Raw genomic sequence first — 26,899 nt, 5'->3', positions numbered from 1 at the left:
CTACCCCGAAAGAAATACCTACACCGGGAATATTGGGTACGCCAAAAGCCCCGTCAGGTCATCATAACGGCCACCGCCGCCAATACTACCCATTTGCACACCCAATGCTTTCACCTCAAAAATGACCCCCGTATAATAGTTCAGCCCACGCGCCAACGTAAAGTCAATCACCAGTGGGGATGGAGCTGCCTCATCAGCCAATACCAGTGTAGAAAAACGGTCAATCAGGAATTCCAGTTCTGCCATTCCCTGCACACCGGTAGGCAGCTTTCCTACCAACCCCTGCAATTGAGCCAGCTTTTCGGCATTACTGCCACCGATCTCCAGGTATTGAACAATGATGGCTACCTGCTGCTCATTCAATCCACGCGTGATCAATTCCTCCTTCACTTTGTCCAACCCAATCTTGTCCAATTTATCAATCGCTACCGTGATGTCAGTCATCTTATCACTGCCACCACAGGCTTCGGCCAGTGCTGCCAGTATTTTACGGCTATTGATCTTGATCTCTACTGTAACCCCCAATTTGCTGAATACCTGCCAGTAAATAGCGGCCAGTTCTACCTCATTCATCAGGCTGGTGCTGCCTACTACATCTGCATCGCACTGATAAAACTCCCGGTAGCGGCCTTTCTGGGGCCGGTCGGCCCGCCAAACAGGTTGTATCTGGTAACGCTTAAAAGGAAAGGTCAGCGTACCATGGTTCATGGCCACATAACGCGCAAAGGGAATGGTAAGGTCATATTTAAGTGCCCGTTCAGTCAGGTTTTTATCGTTCTTTCCTTCCAGTACCTTTTCAAAAGCCCCTTTGGCCTTCTCTATATTTTTGGGATCACTCAATCCGTTATTAAGGATCTTAAAGATCAGTTTATCACCTTCTTCCCCGTATTTGCCCATAAGGGTTTCCAGGTTTTCCATCGCCGGTGTTTCCAATGGCTGGAAGCCATACAGTTCAAAACTGGTGCGGATGGTATTGAGTATATATTGTCGTTTGCGAACTACTTCCGGTCCGAAATCCCTTGTTCCTTGTGGTAATGATGCTTTGGTCATGTAACAATTGATGATTTGAAAATTTGGTAATTTGAAAATGGTTTTGCGCCGCAAGCTTTGATCACTACACTCCGGATCATTTGCACATTTTCAAATGGGTTAATCAGCACATTTGCTAATTGGTATATCTGCTAATGATCTGATCGCATGCTTCATCGATCATTTTATACACTTCATGGTAGCCGGGTTCTGTACCATAATAAGGATCTGGCACATCCTTATTCTTGCCGGGGTACAGTTCATTCATCAGCAGGTCTGCCTTGCCGGCCTGGTAATCCTGCCTGGCCAGGGTTCTTATCTCCGATAGCACATCACCTGCCAGGGCATAGATCTTATCATAATGTCCAAAATCGGCTGCACTGAACCGGCGGGCCCGCTGGCTACTGATGTCAATACCATGCAAAAGCGCCACTTTCTGCGATAAAGGGTGGGGGCTTCCCCAATATGGTAACCATTGGTGCCGGCACTGTCTACCGTCCAGTTTAATCCTGCCTGATCGCTTTTGTGTTGTAAAATTCCTTCGGCCAGGGGCTGCGGCATATATTCCCCAGGCAAACCATTAAGATCTTCATGGGCGCAAAGATAATCAGGCTTGGGCAGGTTTGGGTCAATAGGTGGCTGGATAGGAGTACCAGTAGAGGTAGTTGGTTGCAAAGCGTAGTGGAATAGCCTTCACCTTGCCTGTAATCCCACGAGTAAGCCACTCATAATTGCACTGAATAAGCCTAAAATAGGCCTCTGCCAGAGAGAGCCAGTGCAATTCGGAGGCAATGTGCAGGCAATGAACAGGTCATATACAGGCTGTTCCCCGGCAATTACCCCAGGCTTAATGCCGAACGTACAGGCTTTGGGGTGGCATTCGCCTGTGAGGTTCTTATTGGCGATTAGCGGGTTGACTCACTCAATCGCTAAAATCTTCCTGATCTTAACGAATATATTATGGATTTTTTCTACTCGCTGCATCTTAATAACAAGACTTGCGCAAGTCGTGCTGATCAATTCGTTCTTAATGATTTACTCATGCCCTGATGCCACTGGCAAGGGGCCTAAAATTAACTACGATGAAACCAGACATGATATTGCAATCGGACATGCTCGACATATTATTTGAAGGAAGAAACAAAGACTATGGAGCTTACAGTTTGCGCAAGGATTATAACGGCCGGTTATTGAAGGCCCTGGGGGCCATGCTGCTGTTGGTGTTGCTCTTTATCGGGGGATATTATTGGGCGGGGAGAATGGAGCAAGGGGCTGTTTTTATGCCTCCGTCCGAAAAAACAGCCGTGATATTGAAGGTGATTCCGCCCAGGCCCGAGGAACTCAAGCCTTTACCGCCACAGCCCAAAAAAAGTGGCTATGATCAAAAACATGGCGCCGGTCATTGTACCGGAAAACCAAAAGGCCGATCCGCCGCCACCTATTGATGAGCTGTTGAAGGAAACGGCTGCCATTGGTGCCGAAACAACGCCGGGGAAGCTCCTACAGGCCCTGTTTCGCCGCCAGCGGCCACTGGGGCCGGTGGTACAGGAGCTACCCCTGCAGCGCCAGCACCGGTGGAGGAGGAGCGGGTACTACCCGTAGCAGAGAAAATGCCGGAATTTCCTGGTGGCATGGATGCCTTGCGCCGTTTTTTGGGAAGGCACCTGCGGGTTCCGGAAGAAGTGCTGGAACCCGGCCAAAAATTAAAAGTGCCGGTACGATTTGTGGTAAACAAAGATGGTCAGTTATCGGGCGTGGAATTTATGGCCAATGCCGATGAGGCATTTAAAAAAGAGATTATGCGCGTAGTGGCCAAAATGCCCCGCTGGGTGCCAGGCTCACAAGGTGGAAAAACAGTAGCTGTTTACTACATGATACCGATCATTTTTGAAGTATCGGAATAATGGATTTTTCGATATGATGCATTGCGGCAGAAGATATTAATTTTTGGGCAAAATAATACCCGCGATGATCAATTGAAGGTTATTTCTTATCTTGCCCGAACCCATTAACAAATCGGATGGCAGCAGATTCAGAAGATAAAAGGTTAGAAGACAAACGGCAAAGGGCCTATTCAAATAGGCGGGCAGTGATGGACTATGGTATGGGATTGATCTATACTGTAATGGGACTTTTTTTCCTGTTCTCCGATCGCTTAGGCGTTGAACTGGAATTCCCCACCAAACCATTTTCTTACATCTTTGCAGGATTGTGTTTGGTATATGGAGGGTTTCGGATATACAGGGGCTATAAGAAAAACTATTTCCGGTAAGGGAATCCATTTATTAAATCCAATCACCTGGTATTGCAAATACCATTTCCGGTAAGGTATTTGAAAGATCAATTTATCCGGCCATTATCCAATTGTTCAAAGAAATCATTGCAGCGGTTATCAGGCTGGCTGAAAAAGTCTTTTGAATACCCGGGGAAAAGAAAATCATTTTAGGGATGAAACGCAACAGGATAATCAATCGGTTTTATAAAACAGGCATAGCGATTTTGGGGCTGGGTATGTTTTGGATGGCAGGCTGCCAGAGTAGTGGGCCAGCTAAAACGGATACACTGACAAGTGGTACTATTCACATTAGTGCCGATGAGTCGTTTAAACCAGTGATCGATTCACAAATAAAGGTATTTGAGTCACAAAACGCTAATGCTAAGATCATTGTGCATTACAAGCCAGAAGCAGAGTGTTTGCGAGATCTGAATGATGATAGTACGAGGGTGGTGATTGTGACCCGTGGCCTGGAAGATGCAGAAGGGAAGACCCTGGCAGCAAAATTGTCCTTTACACCCGGCTATGGGGTTATTGCTTATGATGCTATTGCGGTGATTGTCAATAACCAGGTACGGGATACGCTCTTTACCATGCAGGACATACGTGGAATGGTAAAAGGTACCAGCGGCTTCAAATACAAAGTGTTATTGGATGGAACGACTGCCACCAGTACCGTTCGTTTTGTAACCGATTCTCTGCTGAAAGGCCAGCCCATGAGTAAAAATGTGGTGGCGGCTGCCAGTAGTGAAGGCGTTATTGACTATGTATCAAAGAATACGGATGCAATAGGCCTGATAGGTGTAAGCTGGATCGGTAACCAGGACGATTCCACTCAATTGAGTTTTTTACAGAAAGTGAAGATTGCCAAGGTGGAATGTAAAGGATGTGATGGCGTATATGTTGATCCGGTGCAGTATAATATTGCCGCACACCGTTATCCGATGGTGCGTCCGCTGTATTATATTTTAAAAGAAAATTACCAGGGCCTTGGCAGCGGTTTTACGAATTTTCTCATCTATGAGAAAGGACAGAAGATCTTTTACCGGGCTTATTTATTACCAGCCAGGATGCAATTTGAGGTTAGGGATATGAAAATAACACAGTAAACAACCAAAAAGGGATTTCCGTACATTTAACAACTCTAAAATCAGCAATCGAGAAGATGAAAAGATCATTCATTCTATTAGTAGCAACGGTTGTCACGGGAGGTAACGTTCTTTTTGCCCAGAGTGTGGAACAGGGCAAAAGTTTTTCTATTATGAGCGTTGGAAAAGTGCGCAGGAAACATTTGAAAAAGTACTCGCCGCCAACCCCAATAATATAGATGGTGTATACTGGTTAGGGCAAACCTTGCTGAAATTGAAAGATTCTGTAGGGACAAAAACCTGTACCAGAAATCACTTACCCAAAATGGCAATGCCCCCTGTTACTGGCAGGTATGGGTCAAATAGAGTTAATGGAAGGCAAGGCCAATGATGCCCGCCAACGCTTTGAAATGGCCATCACCCTTACTAAAGGGAAAGATGTAGATGCCCTCAATGCAGTAGGCCGGGCCAATGTAGAAGCCAGGAACGGTGATGCCAACTATGCCATTGAAAAGCTCAACCAGGCAGTGAATGTAAAAGGATTCAAAGATCCTGAAACTTACCTGCTCATGGGTGATGCGTACCGGAGGCTGATCGATGGTGGTAATGCTGTTCAATCCTACAACAAAGCATTGACCCTCGATCCCAAACTGGCAGCTGCCAAATTCAAAACAGGTAAGGTATACCTCACCCAAGGGAATAAGGATTATTTCCTGCCGGCTTTTGAAGATGCGATTACCCTTGATCCAGCCTATACGCCCGCTTATTATGAACTGTTCTATTACTATTATTCCAGGGATGTAGGAAAGGCGGGGCCTTATTTGGATAAATACCTGGCGAATGCCGACCAGGGACCAGAAATGGAATACCTGAAAACGGACTTCCTGTTTTCTTCCTACAAATATGCTGAAGCAAAACCAAGGCCGAAAGCCTGATTTCCCAATATGGTGATAAAGTATCTCCCCGTATGTACCGCCTCATAGCTTTTGCTGCCGATACACTGGGTGATGCCAATGCCGCCAAAAAGTCAATGGAAACCTTCTTTACCAAGGCGAATGAGGATTGGCCTGTTAAAGGAACTGACTATGAAGAGTTGGCAAAAATCAACAGTAAGATACCCGGTCAGGAAGCGGAAGTATTTGCCAACCTGAGGAAGGCAGCTGCCCTTGATACGTTAATGGAAAATAAGCTGAAATACATTAGTAAAGCAGCTGCCCTGGCCAAAGCCAAAGGCGACCGTAACCAGGAAGCTATTTTGCTGGGTGAGGCTTACCGCCTGGACCCCAATCCTTCTAACCGTGATCTATACAATTATGGCTTTGCACATTATCAGGCGCAGAACCTCGATTCGGCCTATAACCTGTTTAAATTGTATGAGGAGAAATACCCCGATGAAATATATGGGTATTTGTGGACTGCCAAAGTAATGCGTATTAAAGATTCGACCCTGGAAGGAGGGCAAGCCGCTACAGAATATACTCAACTGGCAGAACAGGCCAAACGTTTGGATTCTGTGAAGTTTAAGCCCCAACTAGTAGAATCTTATGGTATACTGGCTGGTTATGAAAATAACGTGAAGAAGAATAAAGATTCGGCCATCTACTTCCTGGAAAAGATCCTGGAAATTGATCCGGCTAATAAATCAGCGCCCCAGTTTTTGGAGGCCCTGAAAAAGCCTGCTGGCCGGCCTGCTTCGCCAGCTACCAAGCCCAAAGCGGGTGGTAATGCTGCCGGCAGCGGAGCTGCCAAGTCGTCGGGCGGCAAGTAACGAACTGATAACATAAATAGTATCTTACCTATAGAATCCCTGTTATTGCAATAACAGGGATTTTTTATTTTATTGATTTTGAAGTTTCAAAATTGGAAATTGCGGAGGCTGTATTACTTTTGCCCCTAAACAAAAACGGGTTTTTGATGATGTACCTGTTGCAAGTTTCTGCTGTTGCCCAGAATCCGGACAACTCCTTCTGGTATTTCCCTATCGGTCTACAACTCTTATTCGCGATCGTGTTTGTGGGGGTTATGATGGGTGTAACCCACTGGCTTGGCCCCAAACGTAAAACGGCTGATAAGCTGGAGAACTTTGCCAGCGGTATCAAAAGCCATGGCGACGCGCGCCAACCAATGGCCATTAAGTACTTCCTCGTTGCTATTCTTTTCGTATTGTTTGATGTGGAGGTGATATTCTTCTACCCTTATGCTGTCAATTTCAGAGCACTTGGCTGGGATGGATTTTTGGCCGTTATGATGTTTGTTGGATTTTTCCTATGTGGGTTTATATATATCATTAAGAAAGGAGCGTTAACCTGGGAAGATTAAAATAGCATTAATGTGCTAATTTGAAAATGTGGTAATGTAGCAATTTGCAAATGTATTAATGTGCAAATCGGCAACTTAAGGTTCGGCCAGTTGTTGTATATAAAGCATTTTCAAATTAACTAATTCTCAAATTAACTAATTATATGGCACGTCCAGTTCAATATAATATTTATGGCCAAACCGATATAAAGTTGGTGAAAGAAGGCCCCGAAGGCTATATGGGAGAGGCGTTTATGGCTACTACCCTTGAACAGGTGGTGGGCCTGGCGCGTAAAAATTCCATCTGGCCATTGCCATTTGCTACTTCTTGTTGTGGTATTGAGTTCATGGCTACTATGGGAGCCCATTATGACCTGGCCAGGTTTGGCGCCGAGCGCGTAGGTTTTTCACCCCGCCAGTGCGACCTGTTGATGGTGATGGGCACTATTGCCAAAAAAATGGCCCCTGTAGTAAAACAGGTATACCTGCAAATGGCGGAGCCCCGTTGGGTACTGGCCATGGGCGCCTGCGCTTCCAGTGGCGGTATTTTTGACACTTATAGTGTGTTGCAGGGTATTGACCAGATCATTCCGGTGGATGTATACATCCCAGGATGCCCTCCCAGACCCGAAGCGGTATTGGATGGTTTCATGCGTGTACAGGACCTGGTAGGTAAAGAAAGCCTGCGCCGCAGAAATAGTGATAAATACAAACTCCTGATGGAGAGCTACGGAATACAGTAAGACAAATATGCTAATGTGCTGATTTGATAATGTGCTAATGCTTTGTACGCAAGAGGTTAAGTAATAGCAGGGACTGAAAAGAAAGGCATTTTCAAATTACCAAATTTTCAAATTCTCAAATTACCCATGGCACTGACCTACGAATATATTAAACAAAGACTGGTAGAGAAATTTGGTGAGCAGGTAACGGGCTTTGAAGAGCCCTATGGGATGCTGACCTTTGAAGCGCCCAAGGAGCTGAACTTAAAAGTGATGCAATTCCTGTATGATGATGCGGAATTGCAATTTCGTTTTCTGACCGATCTGCAGGCAGTACATTATCCGGATAATACCGGCCGCGAACTAGCCGTTGTTTATCACCTGCACAACCTGACCGATAATGTGCGCGTGCGCTTTAAAGTATTTACCGAAATCTCCCGGCCAGATGTATTCAGCGCTACTGCTTTGTTTGCAGCTGCCAACTGGATGGAAAGAGAAACGTATGACTTTTTTGGGGTGAACTTTATAGGCCATCCCAACCTGAAGCGCGTACTGAATGTGGATGAGATGGACTACTTCCCTATGCGGAAAGAGTTTCCGTTAGAAGACCAGACCCGCATCGATAAAGACGATGAGATGTTTGGCCGAGGAGGATCGATTATATAAGCATTTGAAAATTTAGTGATTTGGAAATTTGAAAATGGGGCGGCCGGTAATGGTTATGAATTAAAAGGTTCAGCCACTCATTGATGATTGACGATTCACGATTCACGAATAAACTAACAAGACAGTAATGTCTGACGTAATACAACATTCAAATATCAGGCTACCGGAAGGTTCTATTGAAAAGCAAACCACCACGCTTAACCTGGGGCCAACGCACCCGGCTACGCATGGTGTATTTCAGAATATCCTTGAACTGGATGGTGAACGCATTATTTCGGCCGAACAAACGGTAGGTTATATCCACCGCGCTTTTGAAAAGCTGGCCGAACGCCGCCCTCTGTATCAGATCACTACGCTAACCGACCGGTTGAACTATTGTTCTTCTCCCATCAACAATATGGGTTGGCACCTCACCTGTGAAAAGCTGCTGGGCGTTAAAACACCCAAACGCGTAGATTACCTGCGGGTGATCATCATGGAGCTGGCGCGTATATCGGATCACCTGATCTGTAACTCTATTGTAGGGGTGGATAGTGGTGCCTATACCGGCTTCCTGTATGTGATGCAATACCGTGAGCTGATCTATGAGATCTATGAAGAGATCTGCGGATCACGCCTCACTACCAATATGGGCCGCATTGGTGGTTTTGAAAGAAACTTTACACCACTGGCTTTTGAAAAGCTGGAGAAATTCCTCCGCGAATATCCCGCGGTATTGAAGGAGTTTGAAAACCTCTTTACCCGCAATCGCATCTTCATGGAACGTACGATCGGTGCCGGGCCTATCAGCGCTGAAAGAGCGTTGAACTATGGCTTTACCGGTCCCAACCTGCGCGCAGCAGGTGTTGATTATGATGTACGTGTACATACTCCTTATAGTAGCTACGAAGAATTTGATTTTGAAGTGCCGGTAGGCTCTACAGGTGATTGTTATGACCGTTACCTGGTGCGTAACCAGGAAATGTGGCAATCACTGCGTATTATAGAACAGGCTTACCAGAAAGTGCAGGCTTTCAAAGGAGCTGAAGCCGAGATATTCCATGCAGACGTGCCGGAATATTATTTACCGGAAAAGAAGGATGTATACACCAAGATGGAAGCGCTGATATGGCATTTCAAGATCATCATGGGTGAAATTGATATACCGAAAGGTGAAGTGTATTTCCCGGTAGAAGGAGCGAATGGTGAGTTGGGCTTTTACCTGATCAGTGATGGCGGCCGTACACCTTATCGCCTGCATTTCCGTCGCCCCTGCTTTATTTATTATCAGGCTTATGAGGAGCTGACCAGGGGTGCCATGCTGAGTGATGCCATCATTGTAATGAGTAGCCTGAACCTGATTGCCGGAGAACTGGACGCTTAAACTAATGTGTTAATGTGATAATTTGAAAATTTGATCATGTGCTAATGGCCTTACATGTAACCGGCCAAATTATAAGGAACAGCGATGCAAAAGCATTTTCAAATTTTCAAATTGACCAATTATCAAATTATATTATGGTTTTTACAGAGGACAAACTGAAGAAAGTACAGGAGATCATTGCCCGTTATCCCGACGGCAAGCAGAAGAGTGCGTTGATTCCTGTATTACACCTGGCGCAGGAGGAATTTGGTGGTTGGCTGAGTGCAGAATCCATGGATTATGTGGCTTCCCTGCTAAGCATTGAACCCATTGAAGTGTATGAGGTGGCTACTTTCTATAGTATGTACAATTTAAAACCGGTTGGCCGCTACTTATTTGAAGTGTGTCAAACGGGCCCCTGTATGTTAAATGGCAGTGACCAGATCATTGATTATATAAAAGAAAAACTGGGCATTGGCGTAGGTGAAACTACTACCGATGGCCTGTTTACCCTTAAAACCGTGGAATGCCTTGGTGCCTGTGGCTACGCGCCGATGATGCAATTGGGCAAACATTTTCGTGAGCACCTCACCAGGGAAAAAGTAGATCAGATCATAGAAGAATGCCGCCACAAGGCTACTTCATTGAACTGATACAAGCCTGCTTAAAATTTCACGTTATGAAAATAATCAGTTCTTTGTGTATCGCTTTATTATTGGCTATAGCCTGTAATGACAATGCAAATGAAAAAGGTGGCAATACCACGGTAAGTCCCGACACTACTGCTACGTCAACGAATGCTGATACCGCTCACCATGCGGCTAATTCGCTCGACCTGGCGGGTAATTATGAAGGAACCTTGCCCTGTGCTTCTTGTGAAGGGATAAAGACCAAACTGGCATTGAATGCCGATCAATCTTTTACCCTGAAAGAAGAATACTTGGGTAAAAAAGATCCATTGGTAGCCAATGCCAAGGGCAAATGGGTGGTACATGAAAATACCATCACGTTGCAGTTTGATAAAGAATTACAGGACCGCAGGGTACAGTACAAAGCAGGCGAAAACATATTGTGGCTGCTGGATCAGGAAGGCAAAGAAATTACCGGCACCCTGGCAGATAAGTATGTGTTGAAGAAAACGCAATAATACCAATGAGGTAATTTGAAAATTTGATAATGTGGTAATGCTTTAGGGTAAGTGACTGATTAAATGGAAGCGATTGAGCAGAAACCATTTTCAAATTTTCAAATTGCCTAATTATCAAATTATATCATGGGCAGAAAATTATTATTAGAAAAGGCGCATGTGCAGGGTATCCGCACTTACGATGTGTACCGTCGGGAGGGTGGATATGCCAGTGTTGAAAAGGCATTCAAAACCATGAGCCCCGACCAGGTAACGGAAGAAGTGAAGAAAAGTGGTTTGAGGGGTCGTGGTGGTGCTGGTTTCCCCACCGGTATGAAATGGAGCTTCCTGGCCAAGCCCGAAGGCGTGCCGCGCTACCTGGTATGCAATGCCGATGAATCAGAGCCTGGTACTTTCAAAGACCGGTACCTGATGGAGTTCATTCCCCACCTGCTCATTGAGGGGCTTATCGTAGCTTCTTATGCCCTGGGATCAAACAGAACCTATATCTATATCCGAGGTGAATATGCCTGGATCGTTGACATATTGGAACAAGCCATTGCCGAAGCCAATGCCAACGGCTGGCTGGGTAAAAACATTTTGGGTACAGGCTTCGACTGCCAGATATATGTGCAGCGCGGTGCCGGCGCCTATATCTGCGGTGAGGAAACAGCACTCATTGAATCATTGGAAGGCAAGCGCGGTAATCCACGTATTAAGCCTCCCTTCCCTGCTGTAAAAGGCGTATGGGATTGCCCTACGGTGGTGAACAATGTAGAGACACTTGCGGCGGTAGTGCCCATCATCAACCTGGGTGGTGAAGAATATGCGAAGATCGGGGTAGGTAAATCTACGGGCACCAAGCTTATCTCGGCTTGCGGTAATATCAAGAAACCTGGTGTATACGAAATTGATATGACCATCTCTGTAGAAGAGTTCATTTACAGTGATGAATATTGCGGTGGTATTCCCAATGGTAAAAGGCTGAAAGCCTGTATACCCGGCGGTTCTTCCGTTCCCATTCTGCCTACCAACCTTTTGTTTAAGACAGCCAAGGGCGATACGCGGATCATGAACTATGAAAGCCTGTCGGATGGTGGTTTTGCTACCGGTACCATGATGGGTAGTGGTGGTTTTATTGTATTTGATGAAGACCAGTGTGTGGTGCGCCATACATTAACCCTGGCCCGTTTTTATCGTCACGAAAGCTGCGGGCAATGCTCCCCCTGCCGTGAAGGAACTGGCTGGATGGAAAAGATCTTAAAGAATATTGAATACGGAAAAGGTAAGATGAGTGATATTGACCTGTTGTGGGATATCCAGCGCAAGATTGAAGGCAATACCATTTGCCCGCTGGGTGATGCCGCCGCATGGCCGGTAGCTGCAGCCATCCGCCATTTCCGGGATGAATTTGAATGGCATGTGCTGAATCCTGTAGAAAGTCAATCAAGGAATTTTGGATTGGCCCATTATGCCCATCCAAGACCCGTGCCTGTAGCGTAAGGTTTAATGAACTGTACATTTTTAGCGGTTAAGAAATAATATTATGGCCGAAGAAAAGAAGTTATTTAAGGTTACCATTGATAACATCACCATTGAGGTAGAGCCAGGAACATCCATCCTGAATGCAGCGCGTATGATTGGCGGTGATGTTGCCCCACCGGCAATGTGCTATTATTCCAAACTGAAAGGCAGCGGTGGTAAATGCCGTACCTGCCTGGTGGAAGTAGCCGCCGGTTCTACAGCCGATCCCCGCCCCATGCCCAAACTGGTAGCCAGCTGCCGTACCAATGTAATGGATGGCATGGTGGTGAAGAATATTACCAGTGAGCGGGTAATTGATGCCCGCAATGGTGTAGTGGAATTCCTGCTCCTCAATCACCCCTGGATTGCCCCATTTGCGACCAGGCCGGCGAATGTCATCTGCAAGACCTAAGCTATGACCACGGTAAGGAAGATACCCGCTATGAATTTGGCAGGCGTACTTTCCAGAAACACGATCTGGGTCCTTATATCCAGCTGCACATGACACGTTGTATCCTGTGTTACCGTTGTGTATTTACCGCCGACCAGCTGACCAACAAACGCGTACATGGTATACTGGACAGAGGCGATCATGCGGAGATCGCAACCTATATAGAGAAATCGCTGGACAATGATTTTATAGGTAATGTTATTGACGTATGCCCTGTAGGCGCCCTGACCGATAAAACCTTCCGCTTCAAGAACCGCGTATGGTTCCTGAAACCCGTAGATGCGCACCGCGATTGTCCCAAATGTTCCGGAAAGGTTACTTTGTGGAACCGGGGCGATGAAGTATACCGCGTTACCGCCCGGAAAGACCAGTGGGGTGAAGTGGAAGACTGGATCTGTAATGAGTGCCGTTTTGAGAAAAAGCAAACGAGCGATTGGGTGATTGAAGGCCCTACCAAGATCAGCCGTCAGTCGGTAATTTCTCAAGGTCACTATGAAGGATTAAAGAAACCCAAAGAAACCATAGTAGAAGTGATGGATGGCCGGAAGCCGAGGTTGCTAATGGATATACATGATGTAAGTGAAGTGAACAGGCCGGATATTGATCTGTCGAAGATCGCCGGGCCTGCGCATTCGGATGATTTTAAGAAATAGTGAGTGGTAAATGGAAGGCTCTACCAGCCCGCATGAAATGGATGTTGATTAATGAATAAAGCTGACTTTAAAATATGCATGTTACCTTATTAGCATTTGACTGGTTTTTCTGATAGAGAAACTGGTATTGATCATAGGCATTGTTTCTATTTCGCTGGTTATTGCGATGTATGAAACCTGGGCCGAACGCAAGGTAGCGGCTGTGATGCAGGATCGTCGGGGTCCCATGCGGGCAGGTCCTTTGGGATTGCTGCAGCCCCTGGCTGATGGTTTGAAACTGTTTATGAAGGAAGAGATCATTCCCAATACCTCCAACCGGATGTTGTTTATCCTGGGCCCCTGCCTGCCATGCTGGCAGCCATGATGACTTCGGCCGTGATACCCTGGGGTGGTAAGATCGATTTCTTTGGAAGAGAAGTGAGCCTGCAAATTGCAGATATCAATATTGGTATCCTCTACATATTTGCGGTAGTGAGCATGGGTGTGTTTGGTATTATGATCGGTGGCTGGGCTTCCAACAACAAGTTTTCCCTGATGGCCGCCCTGCGCGGCGCCTCTCAGGCCATTTCTTATGAGTTGCCACTGGGATTGTCGCTCATTGCTTTATTGATGCTCACCGGCTCCTTGAAAATGAGCGCCATTGTAGGTCAACAATTAGATGGTGTTTGGAATGTGGTATACCAACCCCTTGGCTTCCTGATCTTCCTGATCTGTGCTTTTGCCGAGTGTAACCGTACGCCTTTCGACTTACCCGAGGCGGAAAATGAGTTGAACTTTGGCTATCACCAGGAGTACTCCTCCATGAAACTAGGATTTTATTTGTTTGCGGAATACATCAATATGTTCATTAGCAGTGCGGTAATGGCTACCCTCTACTTTGGAGGTTATGATATTCCGTTTGTAAATGATGCGCATTTGACAGAAAAGATCGGGCTGAACTGGATGGCCCTCCTGCAGGGATTGACCCTCTTTGCCAAGGTAGGTATGTTCATCTTCCTGTTTATGTGGGTACGCTGGACGATTCCCCGGTTCCGTTATGACCAGTTGATGAACCTGGGCTGGAAAAAGCTGGTACCCCTGGCATTGGCCAATATGATCATTACGGCCGCAGTAGTATTGTGGCTTAAAAATAAAGTAGTGCATTTAAGGACCATGCTGTAATTAGGTAATAATTTGATTTCTTTGCAGCTGGTCGAACACGTAATTAAATTGTATGCAAGCATTAACGAGCAGAGCGAAACCGGTGGCGCGTAAGCCCATGACCTTTGTGGAGCGGTTATACCTGTGGAATATTTTCAAGGGTATGTTGATCACTTTCCGGCATATCTTTAAAAAGAAAGCTACCATCAATTACCCCGAACAAACACGTCCTTTCAGCCCCGTATTCCGTGGCTTGCATGTATTGAATCGTGATGAAGAAGGCCGTGAACGTTGTACTGCCTGTGGCCTGTGCGCCGTAGCCTGCCCTGCTGAAGCCATTACCATGGAAGCAGCAGAGCGTAAAACCGGCGAAGAAAATCTGTACCGGGAAGAGAAGTATGCGGCGAAGTATGAGATCAATATGTTGCGTTGTATTTTCTGTGGTTTGTGTGAAGAAGCTTGTCCCAAGGATGCGATCTATCTGAGCGAAACTTTTGCTCCGGCCAACTACCAGCGCAAAGGTTTGATATATGGTAAACCGGACCTCCTGATACCCAATCCGCAGGAGAACCCGGAAGAATATAAAAAGCACTGGGCAACCGGGCTTATAAGCAACATCAGGAGAACTAAATCACACGCGAACCGCAAATGAGCATATCAGAAATATTATTCTACTTTTTAAGTGTACTGGCACTGGGCAGTGCCTTAATGGTTGTCATCAGTCGTAACCCTGTACACAGCGTATTGTGGCTGATCGTTACCTTCTTCGCTATTTCCGGACATTATATCATGATGAATGCCCAATTCCTGGGTATTGTGAACCTCATTGTATATGCAGGCGCCATCATGGTATTATTCCTGTTCGTGATCATGTTGATGAACCTCAATGCCGAAACCGAGCCCAAAAAGAACAAGTGGCTGCGCATGGCCGGTATTGTTGCCGGTGGTTGCCTGTTGCTGGTAATGGTAGCTGCCCTGAAAGATGCTGAAGTGAAGAGTTCCATGGTACAATTGAAGGATGGCGAAATTGGACTGATCAAACAATTGGGAACTGTATTGTTTACAGAATATGTAGTTCCTTTTGAGATCAGCAGTGTCTTGTTCCTGAGTGCCATGGTAGGTACCGTAGTGATCGGTAAAAAGGAGATTAATAATGTGATAATTTGAAAATTTGATAATGTGCAAATGGGTTTATGTGGTAAAGGGTTAAGTAAAGGCAAAAACCGGATCTGGGCATTTTCAAATTCTCAAATTAGCTAATTAGCATATTGTAATTATGAATATTGAATATTATATCGTTTTGTCCATTGCGCTGTTTTGCATCGGTATAGCCGGTGTACTTACACGCCGCAATGCCATTATCATCTTTATGTGCATTGAGCTGATGCTGAATGCCGTGAATTTGTTATTGGTGGCTTTTTCAAAAATGCACCACCTGAAAGGGGTAGCGGCCAATCCCAATGCCGGGATCGATGGACAACTGTTTGTATTTTTATCATGGTGGTAGCAGCAGCTGAAGTAAGTGTGGGACTGGCCATCATAGTCATGATGTATCGGAATGTGCATTCAGTAGACGTTAATTTCCTTAACCGGTTGAAACACTGAGATCGGAGGTCAGAGGTTGGAGGTCAGAAAATACTTAAGGTTCAGACTTCTTACTTCATACTTCAGACTACCAATTAGGCAATATGAAGAATGTTTTACAATTAGTGTGGTTAATTCCTTTGCTTCCATTGATTGGCTTTTTGATCAATGGCCTGTTCCGCAAACAGCTTTCCAAATCGCTCACCAGCGTTATTGGCAGTGGCGTGATCTTAGGGTCATTTGTAGTGAGCCTGCTTATTTTCCTGCAGGTTAGGCAAGGGCACACAGACGTAGTAGACCTGTTTGATTTTATCAGTGTAGGTAAATTATCTATTCCTTTCTCCTTCCAGGTAGACCAGCTGTCATCTATCTTTCTGCTGATCATTACCGGTGTAGGTTTCCTGATACATGTGTATTCCGCATCTTACATGCATGAAGAAGAAGGACAACACTTTGCCCGTTATTTCGCCTACCTCAACCTCTTTGTATTTTCCATGTTGTTGCTGGTACTCGGCTCCAACTATGTGATCATGTTCATTGGCTGGGAAGGTGTGGGCCTTTGTTCTTACCTCCTGATCGGTTACTGGTTTAAGAATACAGAGTATACCAATGCCGCCAAGAAAGCCTTTGTGATGAACCGCATTGGTGACCTGGGTTTTCTGCTGGCCATCTTCTGGATTGTTGGCAAACTGGGTACCGTAACTTATTCTACACCTGAACATACAGGCGTGCTGGACCTCTTCAGCAAGCTTTCTAATACTGATTTAACAGGTATCACCCTTTTACTGTTTGTAGGTGCTACCGGTAAAAGTGCCCAGATACCTTTATATACCTGGTTGCCCGATGCCATGGCGGGTCCTACACCTGTATCGGCCCTGATCCACGCGGCTACGATGGTAACAGCCGGTATTTACATGATCGCCCGCAGCAATATCTTATATACGGTGGCTCCCTATACCAGCGATATCGTAGCGATCATTGGTTTAGCTACTGCTGTATTTGCTGCCACCATCGCCCTGAAACAAAATGATATTAAAAAGTATTGGCTTATTCAACGGTAAGTCAGCTGGGTTATATGTTCCTCGGTTTAGGCGTAGGCGCTTATACCGGTGCTGTATTCCATGTAATGACGCACGCTTTTTTCAAAGCCTTGTTGTTCCTCGGAGCAGGTTCGGTGATCCATGCCATGCACCATGAGCAGGATATCCGCAAAATGGGTGGCCTTAAAAAGTACTTGCCCCTTACCCATCTTACCTTCTTGTTGGGATGTATCGCCATTGCCGGTATACCTCCTTTCTCAGGGTTCTTCTCCAAAGATGAAATACTGGCCGCCGCTTATGGCGCCAATAAAGTATACTGGATTGTTGGGGTGATCACAGCCGGTATGACGGCTTTCTATATGTTCCGTTTGTACGCTACCACCTTCCTGGGCCAGTTCCGGGGTGGGGAGCAACTTCATGGACATCAACCCCATGAAAGTCCGGCTGCCATGACCATTCCGTTGGTGGTGTTGGCCGTTCTAAGTGTGATCGGTGGCTGGATTGGTATCCCTGAAGTATTGATGCCCAATGCCCATGCACTGGAGCATTTCCTCGATCCTATTTTTGCCGAATCTGCCAAACACGCACCTGCACATCACCTGGATCATACAACTGAATATGGACTGATGGCCGGCTCTGTTGGCCTTGCAGTAATCCTGATCTTCTATGCTATTGCCCGTTTCAGCAAACGCCCCGAACTGGGAGAGCCTACCGGTTTTGGAAAAGTATTGGCCAATAAATGGTATGTGGATGAGCTGTACAATGCTATCGTTGTAAAGCCCCTCAACTGGCTGGGCCGGTTCCTGAACAGTTTTATAGAAAAGGATGTGTTGGATTGGACGGTAAATGGAGTTGGCAGGTTGATCGGTTACAGCAGCCGCCAGGTACGTCTCTTACAAAGCGGCCAGGTAGGCAGCTATGTATTGTTGATGGTACTGGGCATACTGGCCTTCTTTGTGATACAGTTCTTTGTGAAGAAATAGTGGGCGAGAATCGTCAACCAGGATTGGGTTGATGTGCTTTGAAGTTTGATTGTTTGTTGGCAGCTTCTTACGGAACTGTCAAATCTTGAAATACGAAACTTAGAAATCTGAAATGATACCTGTTTTACTAATCGTTATTCCGTTGCTGAGTGGTTTGGCGGCTTTCTTCATTAAACAGGAGAAAGGGGTGAAAACCTGGGCTTTGTTATCTACGGTGATCACGCTGGCTGTTTCCCTGCTTGGACTGACGGTTTTGAATAAAGCTGCCAACCTGCATACCGAAGTAGAATGGTTACCCTTGCTGGGTAGTAAATTTTCAGTTGGACTGGATGGTATGGGGCAGATCGTTTGTCTGCTTACAGCCGTTGCTTTCCCCATGATCTTTGTGGCTACCTGGAATTCGAGTTATAAGAATGCCCATAATTTTTATGCCTTTATGTTGCTGGCTCAGGCTGGTTTAATGGGCGTATTCCTGGCTTATGATGCTTTGTTGTTCTACTTCTTCTGGGAATTGGCGCTCATCCCTGCTTACTTCCTTTGTTCGCAGTGGGGTGGTGAAAAACGAATTGCAGTTACCTTCAAATTCTTCATTTATACTTTCATTGGCTCGCTGTTGATGCTGGTAGGCATTATTTATCTCTACCTGCACACGCCCGACCAATCTTTTGCACTGGAATCATTTTATAAAGCAGCGCTTACTTCCAAAGAACAAGGCTGGATATTCTGGCTCTTCTTTATCGCGTTTGCTATAAAGATGCCTGTATTTCCTTTCCATACCTGGCAGCCTGATACTTACGAACAATCGCCCACCGCTGTTACCATGGTTTTGAGTGGTGTGATGGTGAAAATGGGTTTGTTTGGTGTGATGCGCTGGCTGGCGCCTGTATTACCTATGGCCACCTGGCTCAATGGTGATACTGTTGCCCTGCTGTGTGTGATCGGAATGATCTATGCTTCCCTGATCGCGATGCAGCAGGATGACCTGAAGCGCCTGATCGCTTATTCCTCCATTGCCCACATGGGGTTAATGTGTATGGCTATTTTTGTAACCTCCAACCAGGGGTTACAAGGTGTGATGATACAAATGTTTAACCACGGTATCAATATTATTGGTATGTGGATCGTGGTGGAGTTGATAGAACGTCAAATGCATACCCGCAAGATCTCTGAATTGGGAGGGCTGGCACAAAAAGCGCCGGGACTGGCCATCATGTTGGTTGTAGTAGCCTTGGCCAACGTGGCGCTGCCCCTGACCAATGCCTTTATTGGTGAGTTCCTACTGTTCAACGGCGTATTTAACTCTACCGTATCCAAAATGGGTTGGGCATTTGCGGCTGCAGGTGGTGTAACCATCATCCTGTCGGCAGTGTATACCTTGAATATGATACAACGGGTGTTTTTTGGTAGTACCAATACCCTTACCGGCACCATGCGGGATATTAAGTTCAATGAAAGGTTGGTATTGGGTGTACTGGTCATCTTCATTTTGGTGATCGGAGTATACCCCCGGCCATTCCTGGAACTTACACAGGGTACTGTAGATACGATCTTATCAAGAATGATCATTAAACATCCATCATAAGCGAAAGCATAGATTTTAGTTATGAATGCAATTGTAATATCGGCTATCTGGGGTGTAGTGATGATGTTCAGCGGAATATTCAGCAAGAACAATGCTGTTATACGCGGCACCGCACTCACCGGGCTTGCTTTATTGATCGCGGTTAATGTACTGGAGATGAATGGTACAACCCTTTTCAAGGTGAATGTACATGGCATGCTTTACTTTGATAGCTTCAGCCTTCTTTTTAACACCATTGCTTTTGGCAGCACCTTCCTTTATAGTTTACTGTCGGGCCGGGATATGGAAAAAGTAGGCCGTAGTGTACCTGAATATTTTGCACTGATCTTCTTCATCCTTTGTGGTATCAGCATTTCTTCTTCTTTCAACACTTTGCTGATGTTGTTCCTGGGTATTGAGATCATGTCTATTCCCTTGTATATCCTTACCGGTACTGATAAGCGGAACCTGAAAAGCAATGAGGCTTCCCTGAAATATTTCCTCATGGGCTCTTTCTCAACTGGCCTGATGCTGATGGGTATTACCCTGATCTATGGCGCCAAAGGCAGCTTTAACCTGGAAGTGATTGGTATGGGTAATACCGCCCTGACGCCCATGATCAGTGCCGGTCTATTACTCCTGATGGTTTCTTTGGCCTTTAAAGTATCAGCCGCCCCTTTCCATTTTTGGACACCCGATGTATACGATGGCGCCCCCACCGTATTCACTTCTTTCATGGCTACCATTATAAAATCGGCGGCATTCATCGCTTTCCTGCGTTTGTTTGATGATGCTTTTGGCGAGTTACATCCCCATTGGCGGCTGGTAGTAGCCATCGTTACCGCAGCTACCCTGATCATTGGTAATATCACGGCCGTATTCCAGCAAAGTGTTAAGCGTATGCTGGCTTATTCCAGTATCGCCCAGGCCGGCTTTATGATGTTTGCCCTGGTTTCTATGAATAGCCTGGGCAGGCAGGGCCTCATCTTCTATACTGCTGCCTACAGCGTGGCCACTATCGGGGTATTTGCCGTGCTGATCAAAATGAAGGATTATACTTTTGAAGGCTTTAATGGCCTGGCCAAGCGTCAGCCCGTACTGGCAGCCACCATGGCTATCTTTTTACTGTCGTTGGCTGGTATTCCCGGAACAGCCGGTTTTATGGCCAAATTCTTTATGCTGGCTGCAGCCGTCAATGATGGTCATGTGATGTGGCTGGTGATTGTGGGGGTACTTTGTGCCGCCATTAGCGTATACTACTATTTCCGTGTTATACAGGCGATGTACTTTAAAGAAGGTGATGCCCAGGAAATGGAAACAACGCCAGCTTTCAAGGGCCTGCTGGTCATCATGGCCGCTATTTTGGTGCTGTTGGGTATCTTCCCCAATGGCTACTAGATAAACTTAATTACTTCTTTTAATGTGATTGCCATTTACCATGGCTTCTTCCTGCTGTTCAGTAATATTTCTTACTTTAGTGAGACATATATTATATGACATTCCGGGATAGCTTCTCCTTAGCTTTCAGAACCGTACGTGGTAATAGATTACGTACGGGAATAACTGTGGCAATTATTGCCTTGGGCATTACCGCATTGATAGGTATCAATACAGCTATTGCTGCCATTCAGCAGAAATTCCTGGAAAGCTTCTCTTCCATGGGCGCCACCGGCTTTACCATTCGTTTCCGGGAGCCCCGCAATTTTTTTGGAGGAGGGTCACAACTCAAAAAGAACAAAAAGGCAAGAAAAGGGCGAAAAAGTCCAATCAAGGTAAGCCCATTACTAAACTACAGGCCGAGATCTTTAAAGCTACCTATCAGTTTCCTTCCCAGGTGAGTATGAATATGTTCGGGTCCAGGAATGCGATTGTATCGACCGGCAGTAAAAAACCAACCCCAATGTATGGGTATTGGGTGGTGATGAAAACTATACCGATCTGAATGGTTTCACCATTGCCTTTGGCCGTAATCTCAATACACTCGATATTCAATCCGGCCGGAATGTATGCCTCATAGGCCGGGATGTAGCCAAAAATTCTTTGGCGAAAACATAGAAGCCCCGGTAGGGAAGACCATCAAGATCAATAATATTCCCTTTCTCATTGTGGGGTCGTTGGCTGCCAAGGGATCAACCCTGGGCCGCAGTCTGGACAATGCCGTCATTACTTCCTATTCCAATGTGCGTAGCTATTTCAATTCCAACGCCAATGCCTCTTTTTCCATCCAGGTAAAAGTGCCTGATATTAAGTTAATGGATGGTGCTATTGGCGAAGCTACCGGCCTCTTCAGGCCCATCCGCCGCCTGAATGTTACAGAAGAAGACAACTTTATCATTGACAAAAGCGACAGCATCGTTGAAATGCTGATGCGCAACCTTAGCTTTATTACCATCGCCGCCGTCCTGATTGGGGTTATTACCCTGGCAGGCGCCGCCATTGGTTTGATGAATATCATGTTGGTGGCCGTAACAGAACGTACCAAAGAAATAGGCCTGGTGAAAGCCATTGGCGGTAAAAGGGGCAATATTCAAACACAGTTCCTGCTGGAATCAGTGATCATCAGTTTAATGGGTGCTGCCATCGGTATTATATTGGGCATCATAGTGGGTAATATTGCAGGTTTACTCTTGTCTACCAGTTTTGTAATTCCCTGGAACTGGGTGATCGCCGGCGTGGTGATCTGTTCCCTGGTAGGATTGGGCGCCGGCCTGTACCCTGCCATCAAGGCTTCCCGGCTCAATCCCATTGAAGCCCTGCGCTACGAATAATCCTTTATTAACATAGCTTTAGCAGCCTGATGCGTGTAAAAGTAACCGCTATGCATCCCCTATGCATACACTTAACTTAAAACACATCTATGAAACAATTCCTGCTACCCCTGTTGGGATTTGCTGCTGGTATCTTTATGATGGCTTGTGGCATGGCTGTTTCCCAGGACCCTGTTAGAACCAGTAAACGGCCCAAGCCCGCGCCCGTTGGAGAAAGGGAGATAACGATTATTACACCTTCCTTACCAGCGCCTAATGCTTCACAGGAAACAGGTTGGGATTCATCCGGGGCCGTGAGTTGGTTGGCCCAGGCGGATAACAAATATTTTCTGTCGACCAGTAATCCCCAGGAATTTTATGTGTATCTCCAGGTGAGGGGCCTTGAAACTTTTCAGGAGAAGAAAAGAGTGCCGCTTAATATTTCCCTGGTACTGGACCGCAGCGGGTCTATGCGTGGCGATAAGATTGCCTTTGCCCGTAAAGCGGCAGCTTTTGTGGTGGAACAACTTGGCCAGGAGGATGTGTTGAGTATTGTGAATTATGATGACCGGGTAGAAATAACCAGTCCATCAGCCCCCGTTAAGAATAAAGAAGCGCTGATCAAGAAGATATTGGCTTTACAAGATCGTGGGTCAACCAACCTGACTGGTGGAATGCTGGAAGGCTACACACAGGTGATCAATACCAAAAAAGACGGTTATGTAAACCGTGTTTTACTGATGACAGACGGGCTGGCTAATATGGGCATCACCGATCCTGAACAGATCAAAAGATAGCCGCTGCCAAATACCTGGAAGAGGGAGTGGCGCTATCCACTTTTGGCCTGGGAGCGGACTATAATGAGGACCTGCTTACCATGCTGGCCGAAACAGGCAGGGCCAATTATTATTTTATTGATAATCCGGATAAGGTACCAGCCATCTTCGCTGCTGAATTAAAAGGGCTGTTGAGTGTAGTAGCACAGAATTCGTTGGTTGAAATAACCATTCCCGAAGGAATGGAATGTGTGAAAGCCTATGGTTATCCCTACGACATAAAAGGCAATACTGTTCAGGTGCGGCTGAATGATGTTTATGCCAGGGATGAAAAAGGTATCCTGTTCAAGTTCCGTAGCCGCGGCGCTGCAGGTGGAGCAGTGGCTTTCAAATGTCACTTACAGTTTACCGATGCCTCCACCTTTCAAACCATTAAGGACACTAAAATCCTGTACCTGGAACCAGCCAGTGAAGTCCTGGTGAAAAGTTCGGAGAACAAACTCGTAGAGGAAATGATCGCTTTATTTGAAGCCACTGAATCATTCGATGCCGTACTGTCAAGTGTGGATGCCGGCCACTATGAGCAAGCCCGCGCCTTGGCCGATTCGGCCGTGATCCGCCTGCAAAAGAAACAACAAAGTATCCCTTCCGATAAATTAAAGAAACAGGAAGCATCCATAGCAGCCTATAGCAGGGAATTAGGCAAGGTAAAACAGATGCGGGAAGAGGATAAGAAAATGTACCAGAAATCGAATAAATCGTCCAACTACAACTTTAAGAAAGGAAAACAATAGCAGACCATCGTTGATGGTAAAAGCAATGGCCGCTCCCGATGGGGCGGCCATTGTTGTAAAAGGTCAGTAATACCTGTATTATTTGGGATCGAGGATCTTTCCAATACGATCGTTCAGGTCTTGCAGGTGGTATCGGCTCATTTTATCACCATAAGCTGGAATGGCAGCGGCAATTTCTGCCTTCAGTGAACGCAATATGCCTTTCGCTACAGAGGTGATATCCGACTTTTTCGGATCGATCACCGGACCGAAAGAAATAATAAAACCTCCCATGTTGGAGCTTCCTGCTGGAGCAGGGGCGACAATAGCACCCAGTCTTTCAACATAAGACTTTTGGAGGTTACGGCGGAAATTATCAATTGGTTTGCGGGTAGCCAATTCACTCAAGATACCTTTCTTCAGGTCTTCCATGAACTCGTCAAGGCGGTAAGCGGCTGCATCGCGGTTAGCAGAAGAAACCAGGCGCTGCATACGGCTGGTACTTAACAAAGTAGCCAACCATCCGTCTTGCAGGGTACTTACGCGGTCACTGGTAGGAGCAGCGATCTTATCCAGGATGCTCCTATCGAGCAACCAGAAAGGCGTTTCAAAATAATTCTTCTGTATAAAGCTCATCGCTTCCTTTTGCAATGCCTTAGGCACCACTGCATATACTTCACCAGCCTGTTCGGTGGTCTTATAATCAGTATAGATACCACCTACGTAAGTAGCGGCATGGCCCAGGTAGCGGCTGAACTGACCAAGCAATTCATTGTACACTTCATCGAGGTTTTCATAATTCTCGCCTTTTTCATTGAGCCAGCCAGCCAGTTTAGGCAACATCCATTTCAGGTTTTTGATGCCATATTCATTGGCTTTCATGTTGTTATCACCCAAAGACTCGGTTTGAGCACGGGGATCAATACCATTTTGGTGAATGAAGCGCAGACGGGGATTGTTATAACTGTTTTTGATCCAGTCATTCAACACTGCTTTTTCTTCGTCTTCGGTTTTGCCCAGAATGGGTTTATAACCCCATTCGATAGACAACAGGTCATATTCTCCGATACGGGGATAGAGACCCGCAGGGCTGATATTATCTTCTGGCTGTGCTACATAGTTAAAACGGGCATAGTCCATAATAGAAGCAGTATGTCCATTGGCTTCTACCCAGGCTTTATCACGCAACTTTTCAACGGGTGTGCCGGCTGATGAACCCATATTGTGGGGTAAACCAAGGGTATGGCCTACTTCATGTGAGGATACGAAGCGGATCAGTTGTCCCATCAGTTCATCATCAAACTGGGCTTTACGGGCGCGGGGATCGCTGGGGGATGCCTGGATCAGGTACCAGTTGCGCAGCAGGCGCATTACATTGTGGTACCAATTGATATGCGATTCCAGGATCTCGCCACTGCGAGGATCATGTACATGCGGACCACTGGCATTTGGAATATCGGAAGGTTTGTAAACGATGGCCGAATAACGGGCATCTTCCAGGCTCCAGGTGCTGTCTTCCGCTTTGGTAGGAGCTATCTTGGCCATGATGGCATTTTTGAAGCCGGCCTTTTCAAAAGCCTTCTGCCAGTCATTTACCCCTGGATGAGGTAGGGTACCCATTTAGCGGGTGTAGCTGGGTCGATATAATAAATGATGGGTTTTTGAGGTTCAACCAGTTCGCCACGTTTGAACTTCTCCAGATCGGCCGCTTTGGGCTCCAGTTTCCAGCGGGTGATCATGCTGATATCCTTCACACCCTGGGGATCGGCATCAAAATCTGTGTATTCCGTGGTGAAATATGCAATTCTGTCATCATAGTACCTGGGGCGCATGGCTTCCTTAGGTAAAAGGACTACGGAGGTATTGAGCTCAAAAGTGGCATTTCCCGTTGGTCCCGAAGGCATTAAGCCGGGAATAGTGGAGGGCGCCGCCATTTTGCTGTAGGTTTTTACCGTTTTGATCTCTGTATTGATGGGGTAGGTCTTGATATCAACGATATATGACTTATCGGACTGTAATCCTCCGATACGGAGAGCGCTTTTGAAGAAAGAGGCGAAGAAGAAGATATCATTATCGCCACCAATATATTCGGTCATGTCAATGATCGAGCCAGTGCTGTCCTTTGAAAAGGCTTTGATATCAAAGGCGGCAGAAATGGGCTGAATATTGGAGTTCTGAACGGATTTATACATTGGTTTCGTAGAATCCTTTGCATAAACGGAGAAAGAGATATTGCGAAGAAAAACCTTATTGTTGGGGCCTTTTTCAAAGCGGATAACATTTTCGTTGATCTCATCGCCGGCATAGCCAAAGAAGCCGGCACGGGTATCGGCGGGGGCTTTGGAAATGCGGTTTACTATCAGTATATCCCTGCCCAGGAGAGAGTCGGCTACCTCAAAATACCATTTATCCTCTACTTTATGAACGGCGAACAGACCTTGACGGGAAATGGCCTTATCCGTAATGATTTCTTTGTAGGGTTTAGGGCCTGGTTTGGGGGTAGGAGGGGGAGTGTAGCGGTACGGGGTTTAGTGGTATCAGCAGTCGGGGGAGCTGTACTCGGTCTCCTATTTTGAGCAGAGACGGAGGAGATCAAACTGCCGGCAGCCACAATCAAAAAAATAGATCTTCTCAGATTGAGGGTTTTCTCCATGTTAATTGTTATTTAATGGCTGAAGATAAGGAAAAGGGGTTCAAAGGATATGGGAGGATTGTACCAATGGTTAAAACCCACTGGTTGGGTGGGGTTTCCCAAAGGTTGAAGCTTGTAGGCAGTTAAGGGAGGTTGATAGGTAAAAAACCTGCTTTGGGCCGAAGAGGTCATTTGATTTGTGTTAATGATAACCGGTAGCAAAATTGTTTGTGCAGGCAGATTAGCAAAGCATTAAAAAGCCCTCTGTATGAATGTTTTGTTTTTAAATTAATTCTACATTCGCCGCGGTTTTATTCAATCAAAACGCCTATTTTTAGCGCACCCGTTTAGGAAATTCCTTATCTTGTGAACCCTGTCAAAAATTTTTCTTGATTAAAATCGCCTGTGGAAAAGCATTTTTCATTAGCATTGTGAGCTAATTTTTAAACTACAGATAGACTAATTTTTTCAAACACTAAAAAAACACAA

At 46.0% G+C, this 26,899-nt stretch carries 27 protein-coding genes and 4 pseudogenes; 27 read left to right on the top strand and 4 right to left on the bottom strand.

The features are described 5' to 3' along the window. Positions 1-18: 18 nt before the first annotated feature. Positions 19-1,050, bottom strand: a complete 1,032-nt coding sequence (locus RS881_RS51980) for a histidine--tRNA ligase (protein ID WP_315818014.1) — start codon at positions 1,048-1,050, stop codon at positions 19-21. A gap of 115 nt (positions 1,051-1,165) precedes the next feature. Further along, on the bottom strand, positions 1,166-1,453 hold the full coding sequence (locus RS881_RS51975) for an arsenate reductase/protein-tyrosine-phosphatase family protein (protein WP_315818013.1): 288 nt from the start codon (positions 1,451-1,453) through the stop codon (positions 1,166-1,168). Positions 1,454-2,111: 658 nt separating this feature from the next. On the opposite strand from RS881_RS51975, the gene RS881_RS51970 reads away from it, so the two are divergent. The 27 genes and pseudogenes from RS881_RS51970 (at position 2,112) to RS881_RS51830 (ending at position 23,799) form a co-directional block, all read left to right on the top strand. After that, complete coding sequence (locus RS881_RS51970; protein WP_315818012.1) at positions 2,112-2,474, top strand: hypothetical protein; 363 nt, start codon at positions 2,112-2,114, stop codon at positions 2,472-2,474. A gap of 129 nt (positions 2,475-2,603) precedes the next feature. Further along, positions 2,604-2,933 (top strand): energy transducer TonB, encoded by a 330-nt coding sequence (locus RS881_RS51965; RefSeq protein ID WP_315818011.1) that lies wholly within the window; start codon positions 2,604-2,606, stop codon positions 2,931-2,933. Positions 2,934-3,049: 116 nt separating this feature from the next. After that, the gene (locus tag RS881_RS51960; protein ID WP_315818010.1) at positions 3,050-3,301 is read left to right on the top strand and encodes a hypothetical protein; all 252 of its coding nucleotides are present in this window, start codon (positions 3,050-3,052) and stop codon (positions 3,299-3,301) included. Between the two features lie 176 nt (positions 3,302-3,477). Continuing rightward, positions 3,478-4,413, top strand: coding sequence for a PstS family phosphate ABC transporter substrate-binding protein (locus RS881_RS51955; RefSeq protein ID WP_315818009.1), 936 nt, complete (start codon positions 3,478-3,480; stop codon positions 4,411-4,413). Between the two features lie 332 nt (positions 4,414-4,745). Continuing rightward, on the top strand, positions 4,746-5,327 hold the full coding sequence (locus tag RS881_RS51950; protein ID WP_315818008.1) for a tetratricopeptide repeat protein: 582 nt from the start codon (positions 4,746-4,748) through the stop codon (positions 5,325-5,327). Positions 5,328-5,359: 32 nt separating this feature from the next. Continuing rightward, positions 5,360-6,160, top strand: a complete 801-nt coding sequence (locus RS881_RS51945) for a hypothetical protein (RefSeq protein ID WP_315818007.1) — start codon at positions 5,360-5,362, stop codon at positions 6,158-6,160. 146 nt (positions 6,161-6,306) lie between these two features. Beyond that, positions 6,307-6,711, top strand: coding sequence for an NADH-quinone oxidoreductase subunit A (locus RS881_RS51940; protein WP_315818006.1), 405 nt, complete (start codon positions 6,307-6,309; stop codon positions 6,709-6,711). A gap of 143 nt (positions 6,712-6,854) precedes the next feature. Beyond that, positions 6,855-7,433, top strand: coding sequence for an NADH-quinone oxidoreductase subunit B (locus tag RS881_RS51935; RefSeq protein ID WP_315818005.1), 579 nt, complete (start codon positions 6,855-6,857; stop codon positions 7,431-7,433). A 126-nt stretch (positions 7,434-7,559) separates the two neighbouring features. Beyond that, on the top strand, positions 7,560-8,078 hold the full coding sequence (locus tag RS881_RS51930; protein ID WP_315818004.1) for an NADH-quinone oxidoreductase subunit C: 519 nt from the start codon (positions 7,560-7,562) through the stop codon (positions 8,076-8,078). Between the two features lie 127 nt (positions 8,079-8,205). Continuing rightward, a complete protein-coding gene (locus tag RS881_RS51925; protein WP_315818003.1) occupies positions 8,206-9,441 on the top strand; it encodes an NADH-quinone oxidoreductase subunit D in 1,236 nt (411 codons plus the stop codon). 134 nt (positions 9,442-9,575) lie between these two features. Beyond that, a complete protein-coding gene (locus RS881_RS51920; RefSeq protein ID WP_315818002.1) occupies positions 9,576-10,073 on the top strand; it encodes an NADH-quinone oxidoreductase subunit NuoE family protein in 498 nt (165 codons plus the stop codon). Between the two features lie 26 nt (positions 10,074-10,099). Next, positions 10,100-10,567: a copper resistance protein NlpE gene (locus tag RS881_RS51915; protein WP_315818001.1), complete on the top strand. Its 468-nt coding sequence runs from the start codon at positions 10,100-10,102 to the stop codon at positions 10,565-10,567. Between the two features lie 126 nt (positions 10,568-10,693). Next, positions 10,694-12,049, top strand: coding sequence for an NADH-quinone oxidoreductase subunit NuoF (gene nuoF, locus RS881_RS51910; protein WP_315818000.1), 1,356 nt, complete (start codon positions 10,694-10,696; stop codon positions 12,047-12,049). Between the two features lie 43 nt (positions 12,050-12,092). Then, on the top strand, positions 12,093-12,482 hold the full coding sequence (locus RS881_RS51905; RefSeq protein WP_315817999.1) for a 2Fe-2S iron-sulfur cluster-binding protein: 390 nt from the start codon (positions 12,093-12,095) through the stop codon (positions 12,480-12,482). After that, positions 12,410-13,174: a hypothetical protein gene (locus RS881_RS51900; RefSeq protein ID WP_350340350.1), complete on the top strand. Its 765-nt coding sequence runs from the start codon at positions 12,410-12,412 to the stop codon at positions 13,172-13,174. The genes RS881_RS51905 and RS881_RS51900 overlap by 73 nt, the downstream gene beginning before the upstream one ends. 166 nt (positions 13,175-13,340) lie before the next feature. After that, positions 13,341-14,335, top strand: a pseudogene (nuoH, locus tag RS881_RS51890) (NADH-quinone oxidoreductase subunit NuoH). A gap of 52 nt (positions 14,336-14,387) precedes the next feature. Continuing rightward, positions 14,388-14,966: an NADH-quinone oxidoreductase subunit NuoI gene (nuoI, locus tag RS881_RS51885; RefSeq protein WP_315817995.1), complete on the top strand. Its 579-nt coding sequence runs from the start codon at positions 14,388-14,390 to the stop codon at positions 14,964-14,966. Then, a complete protein-coding gene (locus tag RS881_RS51880; protein ID WP_315817994.1) occupies positions 14,963-15,481 on the top strand; it encodes an NADH-quinone oxidoreductase subunit J family protein in 519 nt (172 codons plus the stop codon). Before nuoI ends, RS881_RS51880 begins: the two co-directional genes overlap by 4 nt. A 109-nt stretch (positions 15,482-15,590) precedes the next feature. Further along, positions 15,591-15,919: pseudogene (nuoK, locus tag RS881_RS51875) on the top strand (NADH-quinone oxidoreductase subunit NuoK). 83 nt (positions 15,920-16,002) lie between these two features. Continuing rightward, a pseudogene (gene nuoL / locus RS881_RS62460) lies at positions 16,003-17,921 on the top strand (NADH-quinone oxidoreductase subunit L). 112 nt (positions 17,922-18,033) lie between these two features. Then, the gene (locus RS881_RS51860; RefSeq protein ID WP_315817991.1) at positions 18,034-19,503 is read left to right on the top strand and encodes a complex I subunit 4 family protein; all 1,470 of its coding nucleotides are present in this window, start codon (positions 18,034-18,036) and stop codon (positions 19,501-19,503) included. A gap of 21 nt (positions 19,504-19,524) precedes the next feature. After that, positions 19,525-20,880 carry an NADH-quinone oxidoreductase subunit N gene (locus RS881_RS51855; protein ID WP_315817990.1) on the top strand — a complete coding sequence of 452 codons (1,356 nt, stop codon included), beginning with the start codon at positions 19,525-19,527 and terminating at the stop codon, positions 20,878-20,880. A 167-nt stretch (positions 20,881-21,047) separates the two neighbouring features. After that, on the top strand, positions 21,048-21,320 hold the full coding sequence (locus RS881_RS51850; protein WP_315817989.1) for an ABC transporter permease: 273 nt from the start codon (positions 21,048-21,050) through the stop codon (positions 21,318-21,320). A gap of 73 nt (positions 21,321-21,393) precedes the next feature. After that, positions 21,394-21,686 (top strand): annotated as a pseudogene (locus RS881_RS61150) (ABC transporter permease); the annotation flags it as partial. 48 nt (positions 21,687-21,734) lie between these two features. Continuing rightward, complete coding sequence (locus RS881_RS51840; RefSeq protein WP_350340348.1) at positions 21,735-22,250, top strand: ABC transporter permease; 516 nt, start codon at positions 21,735-21,737, stop codon at positions 22,248-22,250. An 89-nt stretch (positions 22,251-22,339) separates the two neighbouring features. Beyond that, positions 22,340-23,026, top strand: coding sequence for a vWA domain-containing protein (locus tag RS881_RS51835; protein ID WP_315817986.1), 687 nt, complete (start codon positions 22,340-22,342; stop codon positions 23,024-23,026). Positions 23,027-23,052: 26 nt separating this feature from the next. After that, positions 23,053-23,799 carry a hypothetical protein gene (locus tag RS881_RS51830; protein WP_315817985.1) on the top strand — a complete coding sequence of 249 codons (747 nt, stop codon included), beginning with the start codon at positions 23,053-23,055 and terminating at the stop codon, positions 23,797-23,799. Between the two features lie 78 nt (positions 23,800-23,877). On the opposite strand, the gene RS881_RS51825 is transcribed toward RS881_RS51830, so the two are convergent. Together RS881_RS51825 and RS881_RS51820 are read right to left on the bottom strand one after the other, a co-directional pair. Continuing rightward, positions 23,878-25,398 (bottom strand): zinc-dependent metalloprotease, encoded by a 1,521-nt coding sequence (locus tag RS881_RS51825; protein ID WP_315817984.1) that lies wholly within the window; start codon positions 25,396-25,398, stop codon positions 23,878-23,880. Continuing rightward, positions 25,371-26,213, bottom strand: coding sequence for a DUF5117 domain-containing protein (locus RS881_RS51820; protein ID WP_315824896.1), 843 nt, complete (start codon positions 26,211-26,213; stop codon positions 25,371-25,373). Before RS881_RS51820 ends, RS881_RS51825 begins: the two co-directional genes overlap by 28 nt. Positions 26,214-26,899: the final 686 nt, after the last annotated feature.

This window comes from Paraflavitalea speifideaquila (assembly GCF_032395985.1).
Taxonomy (GTDB): Bacteria; Bacteroidota; Bacteroidia; order Chitinophagales; family Chitinophagaceae; genus Paraflavitalea; species Paraflavitalea speifideaquila.
This window is presented reverse-complemented; position numbering and strand designations above follow the sequence as displayed.